We start from the raw sequence: 19,763 nt of genomic DNA on the forward strand, positions 1-19,763 counted from the left end.
GGTCACCTCGCATTTACCACAACGGATTGTCGATTTGGGAGAGACGAAGAAGTCGGCACGGGTCCGGGCGCTCGCAGGCAATGAAGACGGTGAATGCGACGAGTCGACTCGTGTTCGCGGGTTCCGTGCCCCACACGCCCACACGGTGCCGCGTGCCGGAGACGGTGAACGCCGTCGCGCCGGGCGGGAGCTGTCCGGACTGAGCCTGCTGGACGGCGGTCGACCACGCGTCAGGGATGATCACCGAGTCGATGACGAGCCATTGCCGTGTTCCGTATCCGCGCAGCTGTTGCCAGAGCGCGGGTGTTGGCAGATACGACCGGACATCGCTCGCGGTAGCCGGCGCCTCCTCGGCATCGGCCACGTCGACGACGACCTGCGCCCACTCGCTCACATCGGCCGTCGAGCGCGTGTCCCATGTGAAGAGCGCTTTGGCGACCCGGCGCGCGAATTCTTCAGGATCGGCAGTGTCGGCGATGGGCCTCGGACCCAGGTGACCTTCGCGGGAAGTCGGCGGGACGGCATCCACCGTCGAGTCAATGACCGATGGATGCTGGGGCGCGGGCGGCCCGACCAGCAAGCCATAGATGCCCCACGCGACCAAAAGCAGAACGGCGAGAACGACAGTGATGCCTGCAACGACAAGACCACGCCGACGGTCGAAACGATGTGAACGCATGAAGCCCCTCCGCTCCCGCACCGCTGGGAACGGTGCCTGAGAGAGAGGTGCGCGACCGCGACCGATCCCCGGGATCGCTAACCCGCGATGACGTTGGGTGCCGCGGCGCGTGCGTCTCGCTCGGCGCTCAACGCTTCGGCGAACGCGACCGTCCCAGCGACTGTCTCCTCGAACTGCCGCCACTGATCGCCGGTGAGGCTGGCTGCGATCTCGTCATAGTCGAACTTCTCCCACCAGCCGCGGAGGTCATCCCACATGAACACGAACGCGCGAACGGGCAGTTTGGTGGCGTGTGACGTACGCGAGTCGGAGTCGGTCGGCGCCTTGAGCTGAGCCCGCACCCGCTGATGTGCGGGCGCGACGGGTGCGCCGTCGTCAATGCTCGCCAACTCCGCCTCCGCTCGCTCGCGAACCGCGGGATCGATGGTCGCATCGGCGGCGACGCGCTCAAGATCTCCGATGCGCTCGAGGGTTGTGTAGGAACGTCGTCCGGTGACGAGCTCAGCAGCCTGTGCCCGAGCGTCTCCCTTCGGCACTGACGGTGCCGCCATTGTGGCGGCACCGGTCAGTTCCGCGAGCTGCCCCTTCGTCGTGAACCGCGAGGCCTCCTGCCTGCGTGCGGCGTCTTCAGCGAGCAGACCCTTGAGCTCGCGGTAGAGCGACGCGGATTCGGTCGGCGTGAGCGCCTTGTGCAGCGCATCGTCGTCTTGCTCGGCGAGCACCCGCGTGAGTCGATCGGTCACGCCGGCTCGGACCCAGACGTTGACCGTGCGCACGCCGAGTCGGCGAAGCGCAGCGAGGCGTCGCGCGCCGCAGACGAGCACGCCCTCGGGCGTCACGGTGATCGGTTGTAGGAGCCCGTGCTGCTCGATCGATGCAGCGAGAGCGTCGACGTCGCCCAGGTCGACTCGATGTCTGCCGCCGACTCGAATGGAATCGATCGAACGCTCGAGCTCGATGTGTCCGCGCATGCTCACGGCTGAGACCTCGGCATGCTCCCGGTCATCTCTCCCACGATCTGCTCGTCGGACAGGAGCGTGCGGAGCGGCTCGCCGACGAGGAGGCGGAGAAGGATGCCTCGTCCGACCGCAGTATGAGCAAGGGATGGGTCGGGGTTACCGAGGAGTACTCGAAGCATCGCCGTCCATGCGCGCTGAGGCACGTCAAGCAACGCGCGAGCGTTGTAGTCGCGGCGGAGCGACTCGAATGCCGACGAGCGTGATGACGAGTCGGCAAGGCGGGTGCACACGTACTCAATCGCCGAGCGGGCGCGCTCTGGTTGCCACCCCAGGAGGGTGAAGAGCGCGATGGCATCCTCCACGGCCGATCCGACGCTCTCTGCCTGGGCCGACGGTTCGACATCGAAGGGCTCTGTCCTGAACGCGGGGTGGTATTCGAGCAGGGGGTTCTCTCGATCGCTGAAGCGCTCGGCGTCGTGGAAGACCGAGTAGCGGGGGCGTCGAGCCTGGTGCACCGAGCAGAGGAGTCCGCGCGCGCGTTCTTCCGCGATGCAGGTGATCTGCACGGCGCGGGTCACCATCGCCCACGGATCGTCGGCCCGGCGGATCGATGGCGAGCGCATCGCGTCGAATGCGGCAGCCGCTGCTTCCCAGGGGTCGAGCCCGTGCTTTCGTGCCAGCGCCGCGTAGCGATCGGCGGCGTGTCGCATCAGTGCTGCAGCCTCAGCATCGGCGCGCCAACCGACACCCTCGTTTTGCTGCAGGCGCACGAGGAGGGCTCGCAGCCCTTCGGGGCTCTTGAACGAGGTGTCGGTAGTCGACGGTCCGGACCTAGGCATCGCACTCAACCCCGATCCATAGCGTCGCGACCGTGCGTGCCTCGATTGACGCCGAAAGATGGCAGCGGTGGAAGGCGGTGTGCGCGTTCGCGGATCGCGTGTTTTGTCATCGCTGGCTGCCGACGGATGCGGTGGGCCAGTGCGGCCTCGAGGCTGAGCCCACGGCCGGCCACCTTGCCGCTTCCCATCGCCAGAGCATCCGAAATGCGCATCCAGGTGACGCCGCGCACGTCGCCGATGTCGTCACGGGCCGTACCGCGCGCGGCACCCGTCTGGCTGGCAATCCGCGCCCGATCCCTTTCGCTGACGTCGATTGACACGACGTCTGCCAGCGCAGGGGTGCTCTCCATCCCGGCATCCGAGGCCCGCTCATTCATCTATCTGCCCTCCTCGAGAGAGTTGCTGTTGTTGGTGAGGTGCACCGGGTGGCACGTGCAGCCAGCGCCCCACCGTCGACGGATGAACCCCGAGCCGGCGCGCGATGGCGGCGTTCGACCAACCCGAGGCGTGGAGCGCGGCCGCGCCGGCGCGACCGGCCGTACGCTCACCAGGTCGCTGCGCGGGGACGAAGGCGTCGTCCTCGTCGCCGGTCGGCGCGCTTGTGGCCGTGCCGGAATGGGCGGCGTGGCGGGCGAGGATGGACGTCAGGTGCGTGATCGCCAGTAGAACGAGCGGTGGAACTGCAGCCACCGAGGCCGCGAGTGCCGCCGGAACGTCCTTGTCGGCCGCGAGGATCGCATGAATGGCGTTTGCTGCGACGGAGACGCCGGCCCCGGCGACCAGCAGCAGCCAGGGATACCAGGCGGCCCGAGAGTTCGCGAGGACGACGACGGCGACTGTTGCGACGACGATGATCCCGTCGACGATGAGCGGCCACGCCCACGCCTGACCCGCACCGATGCCCGAGCGGTGCGCGAGGTCTGCGAGAGACGTGAACGACAGCCAGAACGCGCCACCCGCGATGAACATCGTCCCGGTGACCGCCGTCGTCGTGGCCACACGGATGCCGTCGAATCGTGTCGCGCTCATGGCAGGCTCGGTCCCGATCCCGGCCGCCGGATTCGAGCAGCAGGGCTCGCGAACCTCGTGAACCTCGGGCCGTACTCCTCCGGACCGGTGTGGCGCCACGCTGAGTGGAGCGTCGCAATGATCTCGGGCTCGCCCAGTCCGGCCTGCTTGGCGGCGGGGAGGAGCGCCGAGACAGCCTCCCGAGGAGGCATTCCCGACTCATACAGCCGGCACGCCGCCCAGAACAGGCCCCGGTTGCGCTCGCCTTCCTGCAAACGCGCAACCCAGCTCGCGAGCACGGTTGGATTCGTGCGCCCCGTCGAGCCCGTGTAGCTGGTCGGGACCGGCCGCGGATCAACGAATGCGCGAAGCGCGACCGCTTCAATCGGCTCGGGGTTCTTGCCGAGCGACGTAAGTCGGTAGGCGACCGGCCCTCGCTCGGTCTGGATGACCGACGGTGGGACTATCACGTATCCGCCGTCACCGCGGAAGTCGATGTGGGCTCGTGCCGCCTGCCAGCAGCGCTGCGCGCTGGTGGCGGGGTAGTAGACGTGCATTCCGTCGGAGGGCGTGTGCACCCGTGCGATCTCGCCATCCGCGAGGTGGGCGCTCAGCGCTCGCAGGAAACCCGCGAAGCCAGACTCATCGCCTCTGACATCGACGTCCACGACATCGAACCCCGACCGCGGACCGGTCGGCATGCCGATGTTCGCGTCAGGCCAGCGCCGCCACCACGCATTGACCAGATGGCCCAGCGTCGATGCGTCGCGGAATCCTGCGGGGGTGAGCGGGCGTTTGCCGCCTGGAATGCACGGGAACACCGGGATGTCCTCTCGCGCGAGCGTGACCGCGAAGTCGCCCCGCGACATCCCAGCTGAGATGAGGAGCAGATCGCCGAAGTTCACGTCAACCTCCTGGGTGCGCTGTGATCGACGGGAAGGTGCGCCGGAGGACGCGGGCTGAGCCGCTGGTGGCGAATCCCTTGCTCGTGAGTCATGGGAATGAGCGCACACGGCCAAAGCCGACGGAGACAGACCTGATCTAGGTCAGAATGAGTCAAAGACTGCTGACGAGATCTGGCGCGAGGGTGCGATGGGCACGGGACAACGACCGAACGGAACCGGTACCGGTCGTCGCCTCGCGGAGCAGATGCAGACGCAGCGCATCAGCGTCCGCGACCTCGCAACCCGCGCCGCCTGCGATGAGCGCACGATCCTGCGGGCGCTCAACGGCGAGACCACACCGCAGTTGCGCGTCGCGGAAAGCATCGCTTCCGTGCTCGAGTGCGACGCGGAAGATCTCTGGCCACGGGTTGGACCGGGCTCCGTCATCCACGCGTCTGCTCAATGGGTGCGGATGTTCCCCTCACGTGCTGAGGTGCCGATCGAGCTGTGGCGGGACGTCCTCTCGGGCGCAGGCACCCGCATCGATATCTGCATGTACGGCGGCACATTCCTCTTCGATAACGTGCACGGGTTCCTGCGCATCGTGCGCGAAGCAGCCGAGCGAGGAACTCAGGTGCGGATCACCGTCGGGGACCCGGGTTCGGGCTCGGTTCATCTGCGCGGGATCGAAGAGCGGATCGGAGACGCGCTCGCCGGCAGATGCCGGATGACACTCTCGCGGCTCGAGCCTCTCCACGGCGTCGACGGCGTCGAGATCCGCACACACGCGACGCCGCTTTACGTGACGATGTTCTTCATCGACGACATCCTCTACGCGAACCACCACATCCTCGGCTCGCCGGCCGGCGACAACCCCGTCTTCGAGATTCCTCGCGACACCGATCCCGAACTCTGGCAGAACTACACGGACTCCTTCGAGCGGATCTGGTCGAGCTCGCGACCCGTGAGCTACCCCCTCGGCTATTGACGGAAAGGGCAGGCGAATGGCCCGCATCGACTACTACAACGACCCCGACGCGCCGCGCGCGAACAGTGTCGTGCCGTCGACCACCTGCGTGGTCGTCGACGACCAGGGACGCATCGCGCTCGTGCACCGGAAGGACAACGGACTGTGGGCGCTCCCCGGCGGTGGGATGGAACTCGGGGAGTCGATCGAGGAGTGCGCAGTACGAGAGGTGAAGGAAGAGACCGGCCTGGATGTCGAGATCACCGGTCTCGTCGGCGTCTACACGAACCCGCGGCACGTCATGAAGTACGACGACGGCGAGGTGCGACAGCAGTTCTCGCTTTGCTACACAAGCCGTCTCATCGGCGGAGAGCTCGCCTTCGATGAGGAGTCAACCGACATCGCATGGATCGAACCCGAACGGGTGGCGGACCTCGCGATGCACCCGTCTATGAAGTTGCGGATCGACCACTACCTCGAGCACCGCGCAACGCCCTACCTGGGCTGAGCTGAGGAGAGGCGTTCTTCGATCCTGGCCACGGCGGCCAGAAGTTCGGGCGCCGAGGTCGACACGGCGGCGAACACCGGATTGTCCTCGCCGTACCTGGACAGAATCTCCGCGACACGCTCCTCTGCGCTGATCGGTTCGCCTGTCGGCGACGTCGTCATGTCGGCATAGGTGACGATGTCGAGCACAGCGAGCGGGGGAGTGGCGAACGTGTTCAGCTCCTCGAGCAGGCCGCGCTGCTGCGCCTCGACCTCTGATCCGGTGTGGAAGGCGATCAGCGAGACGACCAGCTCCGGCATCCGTTCGCTCCGTGCGAATCCGGCTCCATCCACCGGGTGGAAACCCGTCGTTGCGACATCCGGTGCGTAGCCCACATCGTGCAGCCATGCCGCCGCTGCGATCTCGTCTGAGTGCGCGGGATCGAGGCGAGACGCGACCTCTACAGCGGTCGCCGCGACGCCCTGCACGTGTGCCCATCGCCGAGGGGCATCGGACAGGTGCTGCGCCGCCAGCGACTGCGCGCGTGTCACCAGATCAGAAGTCATCACCATCACGGTACTCACCGACGCTCCCATCCGGCATCTCCGATGGTCGACTCTCGCCGGTTCGCGACTGACGAGCAGCGCCTTCGAGCAGCCCCTTCGCCAGCCCATTCGCTGCCACGCCTCTTGCAGATCGAGGCGGCGCACCTCCCGTGTGACCGGGGAGGTGCAGGCGGTGACGGTCTCGATGCGGGTCATGAGCGCTGGCGACGGCTACAAGTACCTGCTTCGCAGCGTCGCCGCCGGCGATGGCAACCGGCCGCTCTCGACCCCGCTCACTCGCTACTACGCCGCCGAAGGAACACCTCCCGGTCGATGGATGGGCAGCGGTCTTCGAGGACTCGCCGGTGGCGAGATCTCCGAGGGCGACACCGTCGCCGAAGGCCAGTTGCAGCTCCTGATCGGCATGGGCCGCGATCCCAACACGGGTGAAGCTCTCGGGCGGGCGTTTCCTCAGTACGGAGCCGCGGCCGCCGGCGAGTCGACGCAGTCACCGCGTCGCGCGGTCGCCGGCTACGACCTCACTTTCTCTATCCCGAAGTCCGCGAGCGTGCTGTGGGGGATTGCGGATGCCGCAACCCAGTCGTGCATCGCGGACGCACACCACCGCGCAGTCGCGCAGCTGCTCGACTACGTCGAACGCGAGGTCGCGGCCACGCGCACCGGTGCAACGACCCGCGACGGCGCCGTTGCGCAGGTCGACGTGACCGGCGTCGTCGCCACCGCTTTCGATCACTTCGACAGTCGCGCCGGCGACCCACACCTCCACACGCACGTGGTGATCAGCAACAAGGTGCAGACGGCGCTCGATGGGAAGTGGCGCTCACTCGACGGGCGACCGATGCACGCCTCTGTCGTCGCACTGTCGGAGTTGCATGAAGCGCTGTTCGCGGACGAGCTTGCTCGCACGCTCGGCCTCGATTGGGAGGCACGCGACCGAGGCCGTGATCGCAATGCGACGTGGGCGATCGCGACTGTGCCTGAGTCGCTGGTTGCCGAGTTCTCGACGCGTGCGCGCCACATCGATGTGGAGACCGATCGCCTCATCGACGGGTTTGTCTTGGCACATGGGCACCGCCCTGATGCGTCGACGATCATGAAGTTGCGTGCCCAGGCCACGCTCATGACGCGCCCGCCCAAAGAGGTGCGCTCGCTCGCCGTCCTCACCGCGGAGTGGCGTGACCGTGCCAGCGCGGTCTTGCAGACCGATGCCACGACCTGGGCGCACGGAGCAGCGCAGCGGCAATCACCGGAGTTGCTCCGCGCCGAAGCGGTGCCGCTCGACGCCATCGATGCACTTGGCAACACCGTGGTGAATGCGGTGAGCGACAAGCGCACGACATGGACGCGCTGGAACCTGACGGCCGAGGCTGCACGCCAAACGATGGGGGTGCGGTTCGCGGCAGCATCTGATCGGGAAGCCGTCGTCGGGATGATCGTTGACGCAGCCGAGCGGCGGTCGGTGAGGCTCACCCCGCCAGAGCTCGCAACGAGCCCGCTCGCATTCCGTCGAGCCGATGACAGCACGGTCTTCCGTCCGAGGGGCGGGGCACGGTTCACGTCGACGGCCTTGCTGGATGCCGAGGCTCGCCTGATCGAGCTCGCGAGCGACATGTCGGGGCCTCACGCCACCGAGACGGCGATGCGGCACGGATTGCACCATCGACTGCCCGATGGAAGCTCGCTGACGACGGCCCAGGCATCCGCCCTCACCGCGATCGCGGGCTCGCCGCGCGTCCTTGACGTTCTGGTCGGTCCTGCCGGGGCGGGCAAGACGACGGCGATGATCGCGCTGCGACGGGCGTGGGAACGAGAGCATGGCAGCGGTTCCGTGGTTGGGCTCGCGCCGTCGGCTGCGGCCGCACATGTGCTGGCAGAGGACCTCGCCATCGCCACCGAGAACACCGCCAAGTGGTGGCAGAACCACCTCGTCCGTGGCGAGACGTTCCGGAGCGGACAGTTGGTCATCATCGACGAGGCATCCCTCGCGAGCACGCTGTCACTGGACCGCATCTGCGGGCTGGCGGCTCGTGCCGGTGCCAAGGTGCTCCTCGTAGGCGACCATGCGCAGTTGCAGTCCGTCGGTGCGGGCGGCGCGTTCTCGCTGCTGGTGCACGCGCGACCCGATGCACCAGAGCTGGTCGACATCCACCGATTCATCCATGCGTGGGAGAAGCCCGCATCGCTTCTTCTCCGCGACGGCGATCCCGACGCGATCGACGACTACCTCACGCACGACCGGCTTCGGCAGGGCGAGCACGAGGAGATGATGGATGCCGCGTACGCGGCGTGGCGCTCAGACATCCGCGCCGGCCTCTCAACCGTTCTCGTGACGGACTCTCGGGAAGCTGTCGCAGCGCTGAATACTCGCGCCCGTGCGGATCTCATCATCGCCGGGGTAGTCGACGCAACCAGGCAGGCCGGACTCCACGACGACACGCAGGCCGCCGTGGGCGACACCGTCATCACGCGACGCAACGAACGGCACCTGCAGGCGGGCAGATCGTGGGTTCGTAACGGCGATCGGTGGACCGTGGTGGGCGTGCACGACGACGGAGCCCTGTCGGTGCGTCGGCATGGTCAGCGCTGGGGGAGCAGCACCGTACTTCCCGCCGGATACGTGGCGGATCACGTCGAACTCGGGTACGCGGTCACCGCGCACAGGGCGCAGGGGATCACGACCGACACGGTGCACGTCCTTATCGACGGCACCACGACTCGCGAGAACCTGTATGTCGCGATGACCCGCGGGCGTCGCGCCAACGTCGCGTACGTCGCCGTGGACCGACCCGACCCGGCACACGAGGGTCCCCACCCCGGCGACAGCGCGGACGCATCCGCGCGGGGCGTGCTCAACGGGGTGCTCCAGAACGTCGGCGCCGAGTTGTCCGCGCACGAGACACTCACGGCGGAGCAGGATGCCTGGGGCTCCATCGCACAGCTCGCCGCCGAGTACGAGACGATCGCGTCGGTGGCGCAGCATGACCGGTGGGTCGAGCTGGTCCGCAGTTCCGGTCTCACCGAGCCGGAAGCTGCGCAGGCGGTCGCCTCAGATGCCTTCGGACCGCTCTCAGCGGAGATGCGTCGGGCGGAAGCACACCACCTCGACATCGAGAGCGTGCTGCCTCGTCTCGTGCGTGCGAGATCTCTGACGGATGCCGAGGATGTCGCGGCCGTCCTGCAATCGCGGGTCGCCCGCGCGATCTCCCGGAGCACGACCGGGAGCGGGGCACGCAGGTCACCTCGACTCGTTGTCGGCCTGATTCCCGTCGCGCTTGGGCCCATGGACGATGACATGCGCGTCGCTCTTCAGGAGCGCGAGCAGCTGATGGAGGCGAGGGCCGAGGAATTCGTTGTGCGGGCGGTGAGTGCGCGTGAGCCGTGGATTCGCGAGCTGGGGGAGCAGCCCCGCGGAGCGGCGGCCGAGTCGTGGCAGCAGCACGCCCGCGTGGTCGCCGCGTATCGAGATCGGTACGGCATTGTGGGGCGGCGCGTTCTGGGGGCGTCGCCGGCATCCACTCATCACGAGAGGGATGCCGCACGAGCGCGCGCCGCGATGGAGCATGCGCGGCGGATCTCACGTTCGGATGCGGCCCAGCAGTCGCGGACAGGTCGACGGCTCGAACGGTCGGGCCTTGCTCGATAGCGCTCTTCCCAACGTCTGAGGTGCGTTCTACCCTTGGGGTCAGGCAACCTCTATTGCGCGTCTCCGCTCGTTGCGGAGACATGATCCCGACACGTCGGGCAGTCCACTCAGGTTCACGTTGCCGAACACCCGGAGGACTGCCGCATGTTCGTGATGATCTGGATGCTGAGCACCCGCATCCGCAACTTCCTGCGCCGATACGCGCCGACCAACATCCTGCTCGCCGCGCTGCACACCCGCCGAGGACTCAAGTGGGGTGTGCCGGCCATGCTGCTCGCGGTGCCCTACCTCTTCGGTGTGGTGCTCTGCGCGGAGGCGACTGCGCACACCGGGGACGGGTGGCTCAATATTCTTGTGCTGCTCTTCGTCTGGAACGCCTTGAAATTCCTGGTCGCCGGGCCGGCGCTTTTGGCGCGCCTCATCTACGTGCGCGTCCTCGAAGCGCGGGCAGAGAGGGCTTCGCGCGTTCGAACACTCAGCGAAGGCATCGAACTCGAGCGGATCGCGATTCGATAGCGGGGAACCCGGCGTGCACCTCTCTTTCACGCCACTCTTGAATCTCGATCGACCCGATCCACCAGGAGGTAGCTCCATGACGATTCCCCAAGCGCAGTTCGACGACCTGCTGCACCGCGCGGCGCTCGCCGCGCTCTTCTACTACCCCGAGGTCGTCCTCCAGGATGGCGACTTCGATCTGCAGAAGGACATCGACTACTGCATGGAACCGGTCGCGGGGCTGGCCGACGAGGACGCGACTCGAGTGCGCGATGTGGTCGGTCGTGTGATCGTGAACCCGACCGCGCACCGGGCGGAGCTGCTCGAGATCGTGATCGAACTCGCTCCGGACACGGCGGACGACTGAGCCGCCGTTCTCGTGGCAAGGCAGAGCGCGGGCGCGCCGCGTCGCCGTGCGATCGCGATCGCTTCCTCGTCCGGCGATGAAGCGGGTCTCTTCGCGCGCCGCGAACGGGATCGCGCGTACCGCAGTGCGCACGCCGAAGTGATCGCCGCAAAGGCGAGGATCTGGCGCGAGGCGAACAAGGATCACATCCGAGAGGCCCGCCGGCGTTGGAAGGAAGCGAACCGGGAACGGTCCCGTGAGCTGAACCGGGAATCGATGCGTCGCGCGGCAGCACGACGGCGACGACTGGCAGACATCCGACACAAGGCACGTGAGCGCTCCGCGCAGTGGAAGCGGCAGCATCCCGAACATGTCCGCGAGTACAAGAAGCGGTGGGTGGAAGACAACCGCGACAAAGTGCGGGAGTACTACCGCCGCTATCACGCGACGCACCGCGACGAAGTGAATGCACGTGCGGCGGCCCGGCGCGACGCCGATCCCGAGAAGGCCAAACGGGCCCGCAAGCAGTGGGCCGACCGAAACAAGGATCGCCTTGCCGAGTTGCAGCGAGAGTACCGCCGCGATCCCGAGAAGTACCGCGCGGTTCTGGACGCGAACAGCGCCGCGAAGCGACTGGCCAGGCGGCTTGAGCGGGCCGGCCTACCGCCGAAGCGGGTACACCGCTCGACCGCCGCCGATCGGCGTGCAAACGATCGGGCAGCAGAGGGGTACTTCGTCAGCCCCGATACATCGGAGCGAGTGCGACAGGTCACCGAGTTCACTGAGGCGTTGACAGCGCACGTGCTCAAGAATGGCGCGCGGATGCGAGAGTTCGCCGAAGCGTACGTCGTCACCCGCGAGCGGATGGGGCTGCCGACGATGGATGCCGAGAAAGTCGTCTACGCGCGGGCGGTCGAGTTCGTGACGGATCGAATGCGGCGCGTCGACCACGTCACGAGTCGGGATGTAGCCGCCGCTGTCCGGAGTGCGAAGGCGACCTACGCGGACCACGAGCGGCGCCAGCAGTATGTGGCGCTCGGCGAGGCGGTCAAGGCCTACCTTCGACGACACCACGCCGGACTTTCCGCGAGGGCGGTGGCGGTGAACCGGGCACGGGTTCAGGCGGGTCAGCCACGGACTCCGGTCGGGATGACGATCGCACGAATCGCGATCGCCGAGGCGAGCCGGCAGGTGCCGGTTGACCGGCTGCGCGCTGGAGATCTTCGTAGCCTCGGAGACCATGCCCTGGGGTGGTCCGAGCTCCTCATCGCAAGTGCGTACGACCCCGCGACCTGCACGGCCGCGCGTTCGCGGTCGCATGTGCAGCGGTTGTAGGCGTGGACGGTAGCGGATAGCCCGAGCGTGATCCCCCTTTGCGGGCCTATTCGTTCGCGTCCAGCAAACCGCGATCTCGGAGCCATCGGGTCGGCTGAAGGGGCCGGCTGGCGCCCGGTCGCCTAAGCGTTACTCGCGCTGGCCGCGCTTGTCGTTGAATGGTCGGAGCGCGATCCAAAGTCCGCAGCGTCGGCAGACATACCCGGCATCGCCGCTGAGGGCGTGAACCTGCCGCCGACGACGCGTCCTGCCGCAGCACGCGCACACGACCGGTGACTCACCGTCCACGGATTCAGGCCTCGTGTTTGTGATGGTGCTCGTGCGGTTCATAGACATGGTCGTGGTCCTCTTCGAGGAGCATTCCGACGGATGTCGCGCATGCGTCGCCACGCCAGGCTTCGATGCCTTCGCGGATCGCGAACCCGGCGATGACAAGTCCCGCGATCGCATCGGCCCACCACCAGTCGAACAGACTGTTAAGAAGGAGACCGGCGAGGACAGCAGCAGACAGGTAGGCGCAGATCAGGGTCTGCTTGGAGTCGGCGACCGCCGTGGCGGATCCAAGCTCGGTCCCAGCGCGCCGTTCGGCGAGGGAGAGCAGAGGCATGATCACAAGGCTGAGCGCGGTGATGATGATGCCGAGGGTGCTGTGTTCCACCTCGACCCGACCGATCAGCGCAACAAGCGATGATCCGATCACGAAAGCGGAGAGGGCGAAGAACGCGACGGCGATGACCCGGAGGGTCCCCTTCTCCGAGCGTTCGGGGTCGCGGCGGGTGAACTGCCACGCGACCGCGGCCGCGGACAGCACCTCGATCGTGGAGTCCAGACCGAACGCGACGAGCGCTGCCGAGGAGGCGACCGTGCCGGCGGTGATCGCGACGATCGCTTCGATCACGTTGTAGCTGATCGTCGCCGCGACGATCCAGCGGATACGGCGGTGCAGCAGCTGCTTGCGGGCGTCAGAAAGTGCAGATGCTTGGGCGGTCATGCGCACCGGCACTCCTCGCCGGCGCAGCAGCCGGGCTCGACGTGCAGAACGACCTCGAGCAACTCGTTCAGCGCGGGGGCGAGGTGGGCATCCGCAAGGCGATACCAGGTTCGGCGGCCGTCCGGGATCGCTTCCACCAGGCCGCACCCGCGCAGACAGGCGAGCTGGTTCGACATCACCTGCCGAGACACACCGAGGGCGTCGGCGAGGTCGGATGGATACGCCGGCGCCTCGCGCAGGGCGAGCAGCACACCCACCCGGGTGGGGTCGGAGAGCGCATGCCCGAGACGCGCCAGCGCCGCGGTATGCGTGACAGTTGCGGTGGCCGTCAGCATGCGAACGAGGATACAGCGTTTCGTGAATTAACGAACGGCTGAATCTCCCGATCGAACATCCTGCTCTTCGGTCAGTCGAGTCCATGTGCGGGCCGGAGGACGAATCGGATCCTTATCCGGGCGCCGCGCATACAGCGGGCCATGCTGTGAATCGCGGGCAGAGCACGCGGGCCGTACCGCACGGTCTGCGCCCTGATGGCTGGTGATGCTCGCCCGCGGAGGCTGGGGGCCGCCCCGCCTCAGTTGCAGGCGCAGCGCCCGCTCGGCGTGTACTTCGTGAAGCAGTCCGGGCAGGTGCCATAGTCGCGGTCCGGCACGTGACGTCCGAACGAGGCCACGATCGCGGACGAAGCCACCGTCGGGCGCTGGTCGGAGGAGTCGGAAGTGGTCAGAACACTGAGGACGGCGTCAGTGGAAGACGAGGGGGCTCGACGCGTGGCCTTCGCTCCACCGATGCCGTGCGCCTTCCGGCGTCGGTGATCCGGGTACTCGAGATTGGCGAACGGCAGTGGCATGGTCGGGTCAACGAGGGAAGCGCGGACTTCCGCGGGCACTCCCGCCTCGAAGACGTCGACCATCTTGTTCTCGATGTCGCCCGACTGCGTAGTCGCGCCGAAGTGGACCCAGAGTAGCCGGGTGTCCAGCATCTTCACCGGCCAGCCACCCGCGTGCGGGGATCGCGCGCCGATCTTGGTGCTGTAGTACTGCTGGACCCGCGCAGCGACTCCCGTGGTCGCCTTTCCGATGTACACCACACTCTCCCCGGCTGGCCACATCGCTCGTAGTCGATCAGCAAGCTGTGTTGAGCTAGGCCGGGACTTGTCAACCGTGAGCTCGGGCCGCGCCTGGAGGAGATGCTCCACCTGTCCGGGCTGGACCGGCGCGGTCGAGAGCCCGCTGCCGTCCGCAGGATCTTCACTAGTGGACACCACGTAGACGCCCGGCCGCAGCTCCGGCACGGCGGCGCCCCAGCGCACTGCGCCACCTCGTTGCACGCTGACGTAGTCGAACAGCGCCTGAACGGTCGTCGGCATCGGCTCTCCAGTCGTGACCCCGGAACTCGGAGCCTACCTGGCCCCGACGACCCGGATGTTGGCGTCGAGGAGCGGGCGGTCGATGCGATCCCCGGGATCCCTCAGCGGGCACCGGTGGTTTCGCCATTTTCGGGCGGGCCGTAGATCGGTAGCGTGGCCTGCGATTGAATGAGGCATGGCTGACAGTGCTTCCTGGCCCGACCGTACACGTCTTCCGATCGAGCCCTTCCAGCGCGTCGGTCGTATCGATCGCACGGTTGCGGGATCGGATCCGATCGAGTGGCCGGCAGAGGTCTCGGCCCCGGCGGGGGCGCCGAATGTGCTCGTGGTGATGACGGATGACGTGGGCTTCGGTGCCAGCAATGTGTTCGGCGGGCCGATCCCGACGCCGACCTATGCGCGCCTCGCGGAGCGTGGGCTGCGATACAACCGTTTCCATACGACTGCACTGTGCTCGCCGTCTAGGGCTGCGCTGATCACGGGCCGCAACCACCACGTCGCGTCGACCGGCATCATCATGGAGTTCTCGACCCCGTTCCCCGGGTATCACAGCATCGTGTCGCGCAGCGTGGGTACGATCGGTGAGATCCTGACGCAGAACGGCTACGGCACGGCGTGGTTCGGTAAGAACCACAACGTGCCGGACTGGCTGACGACGCCCGCCGGTCCCTTCACTTTGTGGCCGACCGGGTTGGGGTTCGAGTACTTCTACGGCTTCCTCGGTGCGGACGCGCACCAGTTCCGTCCGGCGGTGTTCGAGGGCACGAAGCCGGTCGATCCGTACCTTGGCCGTGAGAACGACTACCACCTGGACGCGGACCTCGCCGACCACGCCGTGACGTGGATCCGCACCCAGAAATCCATCTCGCCCGAGAAGCCGTTCTTCGCGTACTACACGCCCGGCACCGCACACGCCCCGCATCATGCGCCCAAGGAGTGGATAGAGAAGTTCCGCGGACAGTTCGATCACGGCTGGGATGAGCAGCGGATCCGTACGTTCGAGGAGCAGAAGAAGCTCGGTGTCATCCCTGCGGACGCGGTGCTGAACCCGACACCGGAGCATTACCGCCGCTGGAATGACCTGTCCGAGGACATGAAGCGGGTGTGCGCGCGGCAGATGGAGTGTTACGCCGCTGCGCTCTCGCACTGCGACCACCAGATCGGGCGGGTCATCGATGCGATCGAGGAACTCGGTGAGTTGGAGAACACCCTGATCATCTATATTCAGGGCGACAACGGCTCGAGCGCCGAGGACCCGACCGGGCACGGTCTCACCAGCGAGATCGGCGTCCTCGCGAACGGCCTGGTCGACGACGAGGCGTTCATGGTCGAGAACGTCGACGAATTCGGCGGGCGCTGGTTCCAGAACCTGTTCTCCCACGGCTGGGCGCACGCGATGAACTCCCCATATCAGTGGGACAAGAAGATCGCCTCACACCTGGGCGGCTCGAGGACGTCGATGGTGGTGTCGTGGCCGGAGCGGATCGCCGACAACGGCGGGCTGCGCAGCCAATTCACGCACATCACGGATGTCGTTCCGACGATCCTGGATGCGGCCGGCATTCCGATGCCCGACGTCATCAACGGCTTCCAACAGGTCCCGCTCAACGGGACCAGCCTCGTGCCGGCCTTTGCCGACGCCGATGCGGCAGACACGCACACCACGCAGTACTTCGAGGTCATAGCGAACCAGGGGATCTACCACGACGGGTGGATGGCGAACACTGCTCCGAAGCGACTGCCGTGGGTCGGGATGGGTGAATCGACGGCGGATCCGTTCGAGGAGTACGTGTGGGAGCTCTACCACCTCGACGAAGACTTCACGCAGTCCGAGAACGTGGCCGCCCAGCATCCCGAGAAGCTCGCCGATTTGCGGCAGATCTTCCTCGACGAAGCCGCGAAGAACCAGGTGCTACCGCTCGATGATCGCTACATCGAACGCCTGCGCCCCGAGAACCGGCCGCAGCACGGCACCAGCCGCACCCTGTACACGTTCTATCCCGGTACGACTCGCATCACCGAGGGTCTCGCACCGAACATGAAGAACACGTCGTACCGGATCACCGCGACCGTCACCATTCCCGAAGGTGGGGCGGAAGGGGTGCTGGTCACCCAAGGTGGCTGGTTCGGCGGAAACGCACTCTACCTTCTCGATGGCCGGCCCACCTTCTCCTATGCGCGCTCCCACTACCCGCAGCACAAATACACGATTACGGGTGCCGACCGCATTCCTGCCGGCGACCACGAAGTTGTCCTCGACTTTCGTTACGACGGCGGCGCCCCGGGCAGCGGCGGCGAGGCCGCAATTCTCGTCGATGGTGTGGAAGTCGCGCGGGGACGCATAGAGCAGACCGTGCCCGTTCGTATCTCCGCCGACGAAACTCTCGACATCGGTGAGGACTCCGGCACCCCCGTCGTCCGCGACTACGACGTACCCTTCCGATTCACGGGGACACTGCACAAGATCGTCATCGACACTGCACCCGATCAGGACTGAATCGCCAAGCCCAGAACGGATCGTTCTCCGAGCGGGTGGGCTTCCAGCAATCTGTACGATCGGCTGATGACCTCGATGTTCGCAATTCGGCGGCCGGTTGCTGAGGATGTGGCTGCGATGGCGCGCTTGCAGGTCCGTTCGTGGCAAGAGACGTATCGCGGTACCGTGCCCGACAGTGTGCTGGATGACCCAGAGTTCGTATCCCGTCGCGAACGGATGTGGACCTCGCTAATCACGGACCCGCGCTACTCGACATCTACGATTGCGGTCGCAGAGCGACACGGCGAAATGATCGGGCTTGCATCCTCAGGGCCAAGCATGGGTGAGCACACGGAGCCCGCCCTGCAGCTCTATACGCTTTACGTCCGCAGCACGGATCACGGCTCGGGTGCTGGCGCAGCATTGCTTGAGGCGGTGCTGGACGAGCATCCGGCGCAGCTTTGGGTCGCCGACCCGAACCCTCGAGCACAGGCGTTCTATCGCAAGCACGGGTTCAACTTCGACGGCATCGCCCAAGTCGACGACGGCATCCGCGAACTCCGAATGGTGCGCTCCGCCGCATCCTGACCGTACGCAACGGGGTCGTTGATCGGACCTTGGTGACCGGACCGTGACACCGGTTTCGTAGTGCGGCAGCCGAAAAGATCAATCGGTCGACTGATGTCGTTGCCGCTGGTCCGTTGCCTGGTGCCTTGGGGTGGTGAGGGACGGCCGGTCAGGGGGTGGCGAGGTTGAATGCGGGGTCGAATTCGTCCATTACCGAGGCGAAGGTATCCAGCACGGTGCTGTCGCCGGTGACTTCGAGCTTTCCGGCTTCGAGCACGGCGGCGGCGTGCTTTGGCTGCGCGAGGATGCCGACGATCGCCGCTTTCGGGCCGCTGATGGAGAGCTGGGCGTCGTCGCGGTGAGCCGGGCGGGCGTTGAGCACACCGTTGGCCACCCACACCGTCCACTTCTCGTCCTTGTCGGTGACGGTGATGTTGATCCGGATGTCGACCTCGGCCGCCTTCTCGCCGATCACATGGATCGCGGCGAAGTCGAACAGGATGTCGGTCGGCAGGGCGAGGATCGTGTCCGCACTGGTGGTGGAGAGCGCCCCTTCGGCGTGGACGCCCTGTCGCAGTTCCATGGCGGCGGTGAGGAAGATGCCGCGCCACTGGGGGGCCTCCTGTTGGTACCCGAGCTGTTCGTAAGCGTCGGCTTGCAGATCCTTCGCCACACGGGTGACGGGATCGGTGCCGTCGGGGTCGGCGAAGACGAGGTGGTGGAGGACCTGGACTGCCCACCGGTAGTCTGCCGCGTCGATTGCTTTGCGTCCCTCCTCGAGGATGCGGTCGGCGCCGATCAGGTCGACGTGGCGTCGCGCGTGGTCGACGGGCAGCAGGGGCCAGATCGACGCCGGGTCGCCGTCCCAATGCCCGAGCTCCTTGTTGAACACCGCTCGGACATTGTGGTGCAGCGCGCCGTGGTAGTACCGGTTGAACCATTTGCGCCCCAGCGCCGGCGGCAGCTCGATGACCTCGGCCGCCTCGATCGGGGTCAGCCCTTGGTTGGCTAGCCGCAGCGACTGGTCGTGGATGTACTTGTACGTGTCGCGCTGGGATTCCAGGAACGCGACGACCTTGTCGTGGCCGAACACCGGCCAGGTGTGTGGCCCGTAGTGCACTTCGGCCTCGTCGCCCCAGCGCACGAGGGTCTCATCCAGGTAGCGGGCGAAGTTGCGTGCATCGCGGGTGCGGGCGCCGCGGAGCGTCTGGATGTTGTGCATCGTGTGGTTGGCGTTCTCACCGCACGTGAGCGCTTTGAGCTCCGGGATCCAGATGTGCATCTCCTCCGGCGCCTCGGTGTCGGGCGCGTAGAGGAACTCGAACGCCCACCCGCCCAGAGTGCGGGTGGTGCCGGTCTCGGTGATCGGGTCGGTGGGTGAGATGTAGCTCATCTCGACGTGCTGGTTTCCGGCGGTCGCGATTCCTCCGGTGACCAGTTCCTCGGGGCTGTGAGGCAGCATCGTGGCGAACGTGTACCCCGCGCGGCGTGACATCGCGCTGCCGATGATGACGTTCTCGCCGAGCGCGAACTTATCGAAGGACGCGATGGTGCCCGGCGCCAGAATCGGGACCTTCCCGGATGCCACATCCGCCTCATCGACCACACCCTTCACGCCGGCATAGTGGTCGAAATGAGTGTGCGTGTAGATCACAGCCACGACCGGCTTGTCGCTCACGTGCTGGCGGAACAGCTCCATGCCCTGCCGTGCGGAGTCGACCGAATCGGTGCAGTCGATGATCACCAGGCCTTCCGGGGCATCGACGATCGTGAGGTTGGCCCCCGCCGAGCCGCGCACCTGATACAAACCGTCGACGACCTTGAACAAGCCGGAGCGGATGATCAACTGCGATTGACGCCACAGGCTCGGATTGACCGAGCCGGGCCGCGCCGTGTCATCGGCGATGAAATCCACGTCCTGTAGGTCGAAGACGACCTCGCCGGCCTCGTTCAGCGTCTTGTCGATCTCGACGATCAACCCGCGGTCGACGTCGTGGAAGTCGTCCCGGTCATCCAGCGCGTACCTGACCTCAGCCGCCTTGTTGGCTTCGACGGTGGCGCGGGTCGGTTCCTTGGGCGTGTAGACCACGAAGTCTCCTCCTACATCGACGCGCAAGGCGGGCAGGCCTTGAGGGGCACGTCCCACCCACCC

20 protein-coding genes are annotated in these 19,763 nt (G+C 66.6%); 8 read left to right on the forward strand and 12 right to left on the reverse strand.

What is annotated here, in order from left to right; all coding sequences use genetic code 11:
* Positions 1-13: 13 nt before the first annotated feature.
* The 7 genes from FFS15_RS02250 to FFS15_RS18805 all read right to left on the reverse strand — a co-directional run bounded on the left by FFS15_RS02250 (position 14) and on the right by FFS15_RS18805 (position 4,820).
* Complete coding sequence (locus FFS15_RS02250) at positions 14-679, reverse strand: hypothetical protein (protein ID WP_137843360.1); 666 nt, start codon at positions 677-679, stop codon at positions 14-16.
* A gap of 77 nt (positions 680-756) precedes the next feature.
* Positions 757-1,650, reverse strand: a complete 894-nt coding sequence (locus FFS15_RS02255; protein ID WP_137843404.1) for a ParB/RepB/Spo0J family partition protein — start codon at positions 1,648-1,650, stop codon at positions 757-759.
* 2 nt (positions 1,651-1,652) lie between these two features.
* Positions 1,653-2,477, reverse strand: coding sequence for a hypothetical protein (locus tag FFS15_RS02260; protein ID WP_137843361.1), 825 nt, complete (start codon positions 2,475-2,477; stop codon positions 1,653-1,655).
* A 5-nt stretch (positions 2,478-2,482) separates the two neighbouring features.
* Entirely contained in the window at positions 2,483-2,827 is a 345-nt protein-coding gene (locus FFS15_RS02265; RefSeq protein ID WP_137843362.1) for a hypothetical protein, read from the reverse strand.
* Positions 2,828-2,846: 19 nt separating this feature from the next.
* Complete coding sequence (locus FFS15_RS02270; protein ID WP_137843363.1) at positions 2,847-3,506, reverse strand: helix-turn-helix domain-containing protein; 660 nt, start codon at positions 3,504-3,506, stop codon at positions 2,847-2,849.
* Complete coding sequence (locus FFS15_RS02275) at positions 3,503-4,390, reverse strand: bifunctional DNA primase/polymerase (RefSeq protein ID WP_137843364.1); 888 nt, start codon at positions 4,388-4,390, stop codon at positions 3,503-3,505. Before FFS15_RS02275 ends, FFS15_RS02270 begins: the two co-directional genes overlap by 4 nt.
* Positions 4,391-4,541: 151 nt before the next feature.
* Positions 4,542-4,820 carry a hypothetical protein gene (locus FFS15_RS18805; protein ID WP_249353640.1) on the reverse strand — a complete coding sequence of 93 codons (279 nt, stop codon included), beginning with the start codon at positions 4,818-4,820 and terminating at the stop codon, positions 4,542-4,544.
* A 21-nt stretch (positions 4,821-4,841) separates the two neighbouring features.
* Between FFS15_RS18805 and FFS15_RS02280 the strand changes: the two genes are divergently transcribed.
* Positions 4,842-5,357: a hypothetical protein gene (locus FFS15_RS02280; RefSeq protein WP_249353642.1), complete on the forward strand. Its 516-nt coding sequence runs from the start codon at positions 4,842-4,844 to the stop codon at positions 5,355-5,357.
* Positions 5,358-5,373: 16 nt separating this feature from the next.
* Positions 5,374-5,844: an NUDIX domain-containing protein gene (locus tag FFS15_RS02285; RefSeq protein ID WP_137843366.1), complete on the forward strand. Its 471-nt coding sequence runs from the start codon at positions 5,374-5,376 to the stop codon at positions 5,842-5,844.
* Here the strand turns inward: FFS15_RS02285 and FFS15_RS02290 are convergent.
* Positions 5,832-6,584, reverse strand: a complete 753-nt coding sequence (locus FFS15_RS02290) for an HD domain-containing protein (protein WP_212743098.1) — start codon at positions 6,582-6,584, stop codon at positions 5,832-5,834. The two genes, FFS15_RS02285 and FFS15_RS02290, sit on opposite strands and share 13 nt — an antisense overlap.
* Here FFS15_RS02290 and mobF point away from each other — a divergent pair.
* The 4 genes from mobF (at position 6,583) to FFS15_RS02310 (ending at position 12,208) form a co-directional block, all read left to right on the forward strand.
* On the forward strand, positions 6,583-10,032 hold the full coding sequence (mobF, locus tag FFS15_RS02295; protein ID WP_249353644.1) for a MobF family relaxase: 3,450 nt from the start codon (positions 6,583-6,585) through the stop codon (positions 10,030-10,032). The two genes, FFS15_RS02290 and mobF, sit on opposite strands and share 2 nt — an antisense overlap.
* A 144-nt stretch (positions 10,033-10,176) precedes the next feature.
* Positions 10,177-10,548: a sulfate permease gene (locus FFS15_RS02300; RefSeq protein ID WP_137843368.1), complete on the forward strand. Its 372-nt coding sequence runs from the start codon at positions 10,177-10,179 to the stop codon at positions 10,546-10,548.
* Positions 10,549-10,624: 76 nt separating this feature from the next.
* Positions 10,625-10,894: a hypothetical protein gene (locus tag FFS15_RS02305; RefSeq protein ID WP_137843369.1), complete on the forward strand. Its 270-nt coding sequence runs from the start codon at positions 10,625-10,627 to the stop codon at positions 10,892-10,894.
* A gap of 12 nt (positions 10,895-10,906) precedes the next feature.
* Entirely contained in the window at positions 10,907-12,208 is a 1,302-nt protein-coding gene (locus FFS15_RS02310) for a hypothetical protein (RefSeq protein ID WP_137843370.1), read from the forward strand.
* A gap of 292 nt (positions 12,209-12,500) precedes the next feature.
* Here FFS15_RS02310 and FFS15_RS02315 read toward each other — a convergent pair whose 3' ends face one another.
* The 3 genes from FFS15_RS02315 to FFS15_RS02325 form a co-directional block, all read right to left on the reverse strand.
* Positions 12,501-13,199: a cation transporter gene (locus FFS15_RS02315; RefSeq protein ID WP_137843371.1), complete on the reverse strand. Its 699-nt coding sequence runs from the start codon at positions 13,197-13,199 to the stop codon at positions 12,501-12,503.
* Entirely contained in the window at positions 13,196-13,534 is a 339-nt protein-coding gene (locus FFS15_RS02320) for a metalloregulator ArsR/SmtB family transcription factor (RefSeq protein ID WP_137843372.1), read from the reverse strand. Before FFS15_RS02320 ends, FFS15_RS02315 begins: the two co-directional genes overlap by 4 nt.
* Before the next feature lie 239 nt (positions 13,535-13,773).
* The gene (locus tag FFS15_RS02325) at positions 13,774-14,568 is read right to left on the reverse strand and encodes a hypothetical protein (protein ID WP_171013052.1); all 795 of its coding nucleotides are present in this window, start codon (positions 14,566-14,568) and stop codon (positions 13,774-13,776) included.
* Positions 14,569-14,743: 175 nt separating this feature from the next.
* On the opposite strand from FFS15_RS02325, the gene FFS15_RS02330 reads away from it, so the two are divergent.
* Together FFS15_RS02330 and FFS15_RS02335 are read left to right on the forward strand one after the other, a co-directional pair.
* Positions 14,744-17,065, forward strand: coding sequence for an arylsulfatase (locus FFS15_RS02330; RefSeq protein WP_137843374.1), 2,322 nt, complete (start codon positions 14,744-14,746; stop codon positions 17,063-17,065).
* 66 nt (positions 17,066-17,131) lie between these two features.
* Positions 17,132-17,632 carry a GNAT family N-acetyltransferase gene (locus tag FFS15_RS02335; RefSeq protein ID WP_212743099.1) on the forward strand — a complete coding sequence of 167 codons (501 nt, stop codon included), beginning with the start codon at positions 17,132-17,134 and terminating at the stop codon, positions 17,630-17,632.
* 148 nt (positions 17,633-17,780) lie between these two features.
* Here the strand turns inward: FFS15_RS02335 and FFS15_RS02340 are convergent.
* Positions 17,781-19,763: alkyl sulfatase dimerization domain-containing protein (locus tag FFS15_RS02340; RefSeq protein WP_212743100.1), on the reverse strand; the 1,983-nt coding region annotated here is incomplete at its 5' end.

Origin of the sequence: Microbacterium sp. 2FI, from assembly GCF_005502885.1 — a bacterium.
Classification (GTDB): domain Bacteria; phylum Actinomycetota; class Actinomycetes; order Actinomycetales; family Microbacteriaceae; genus Microbacterium.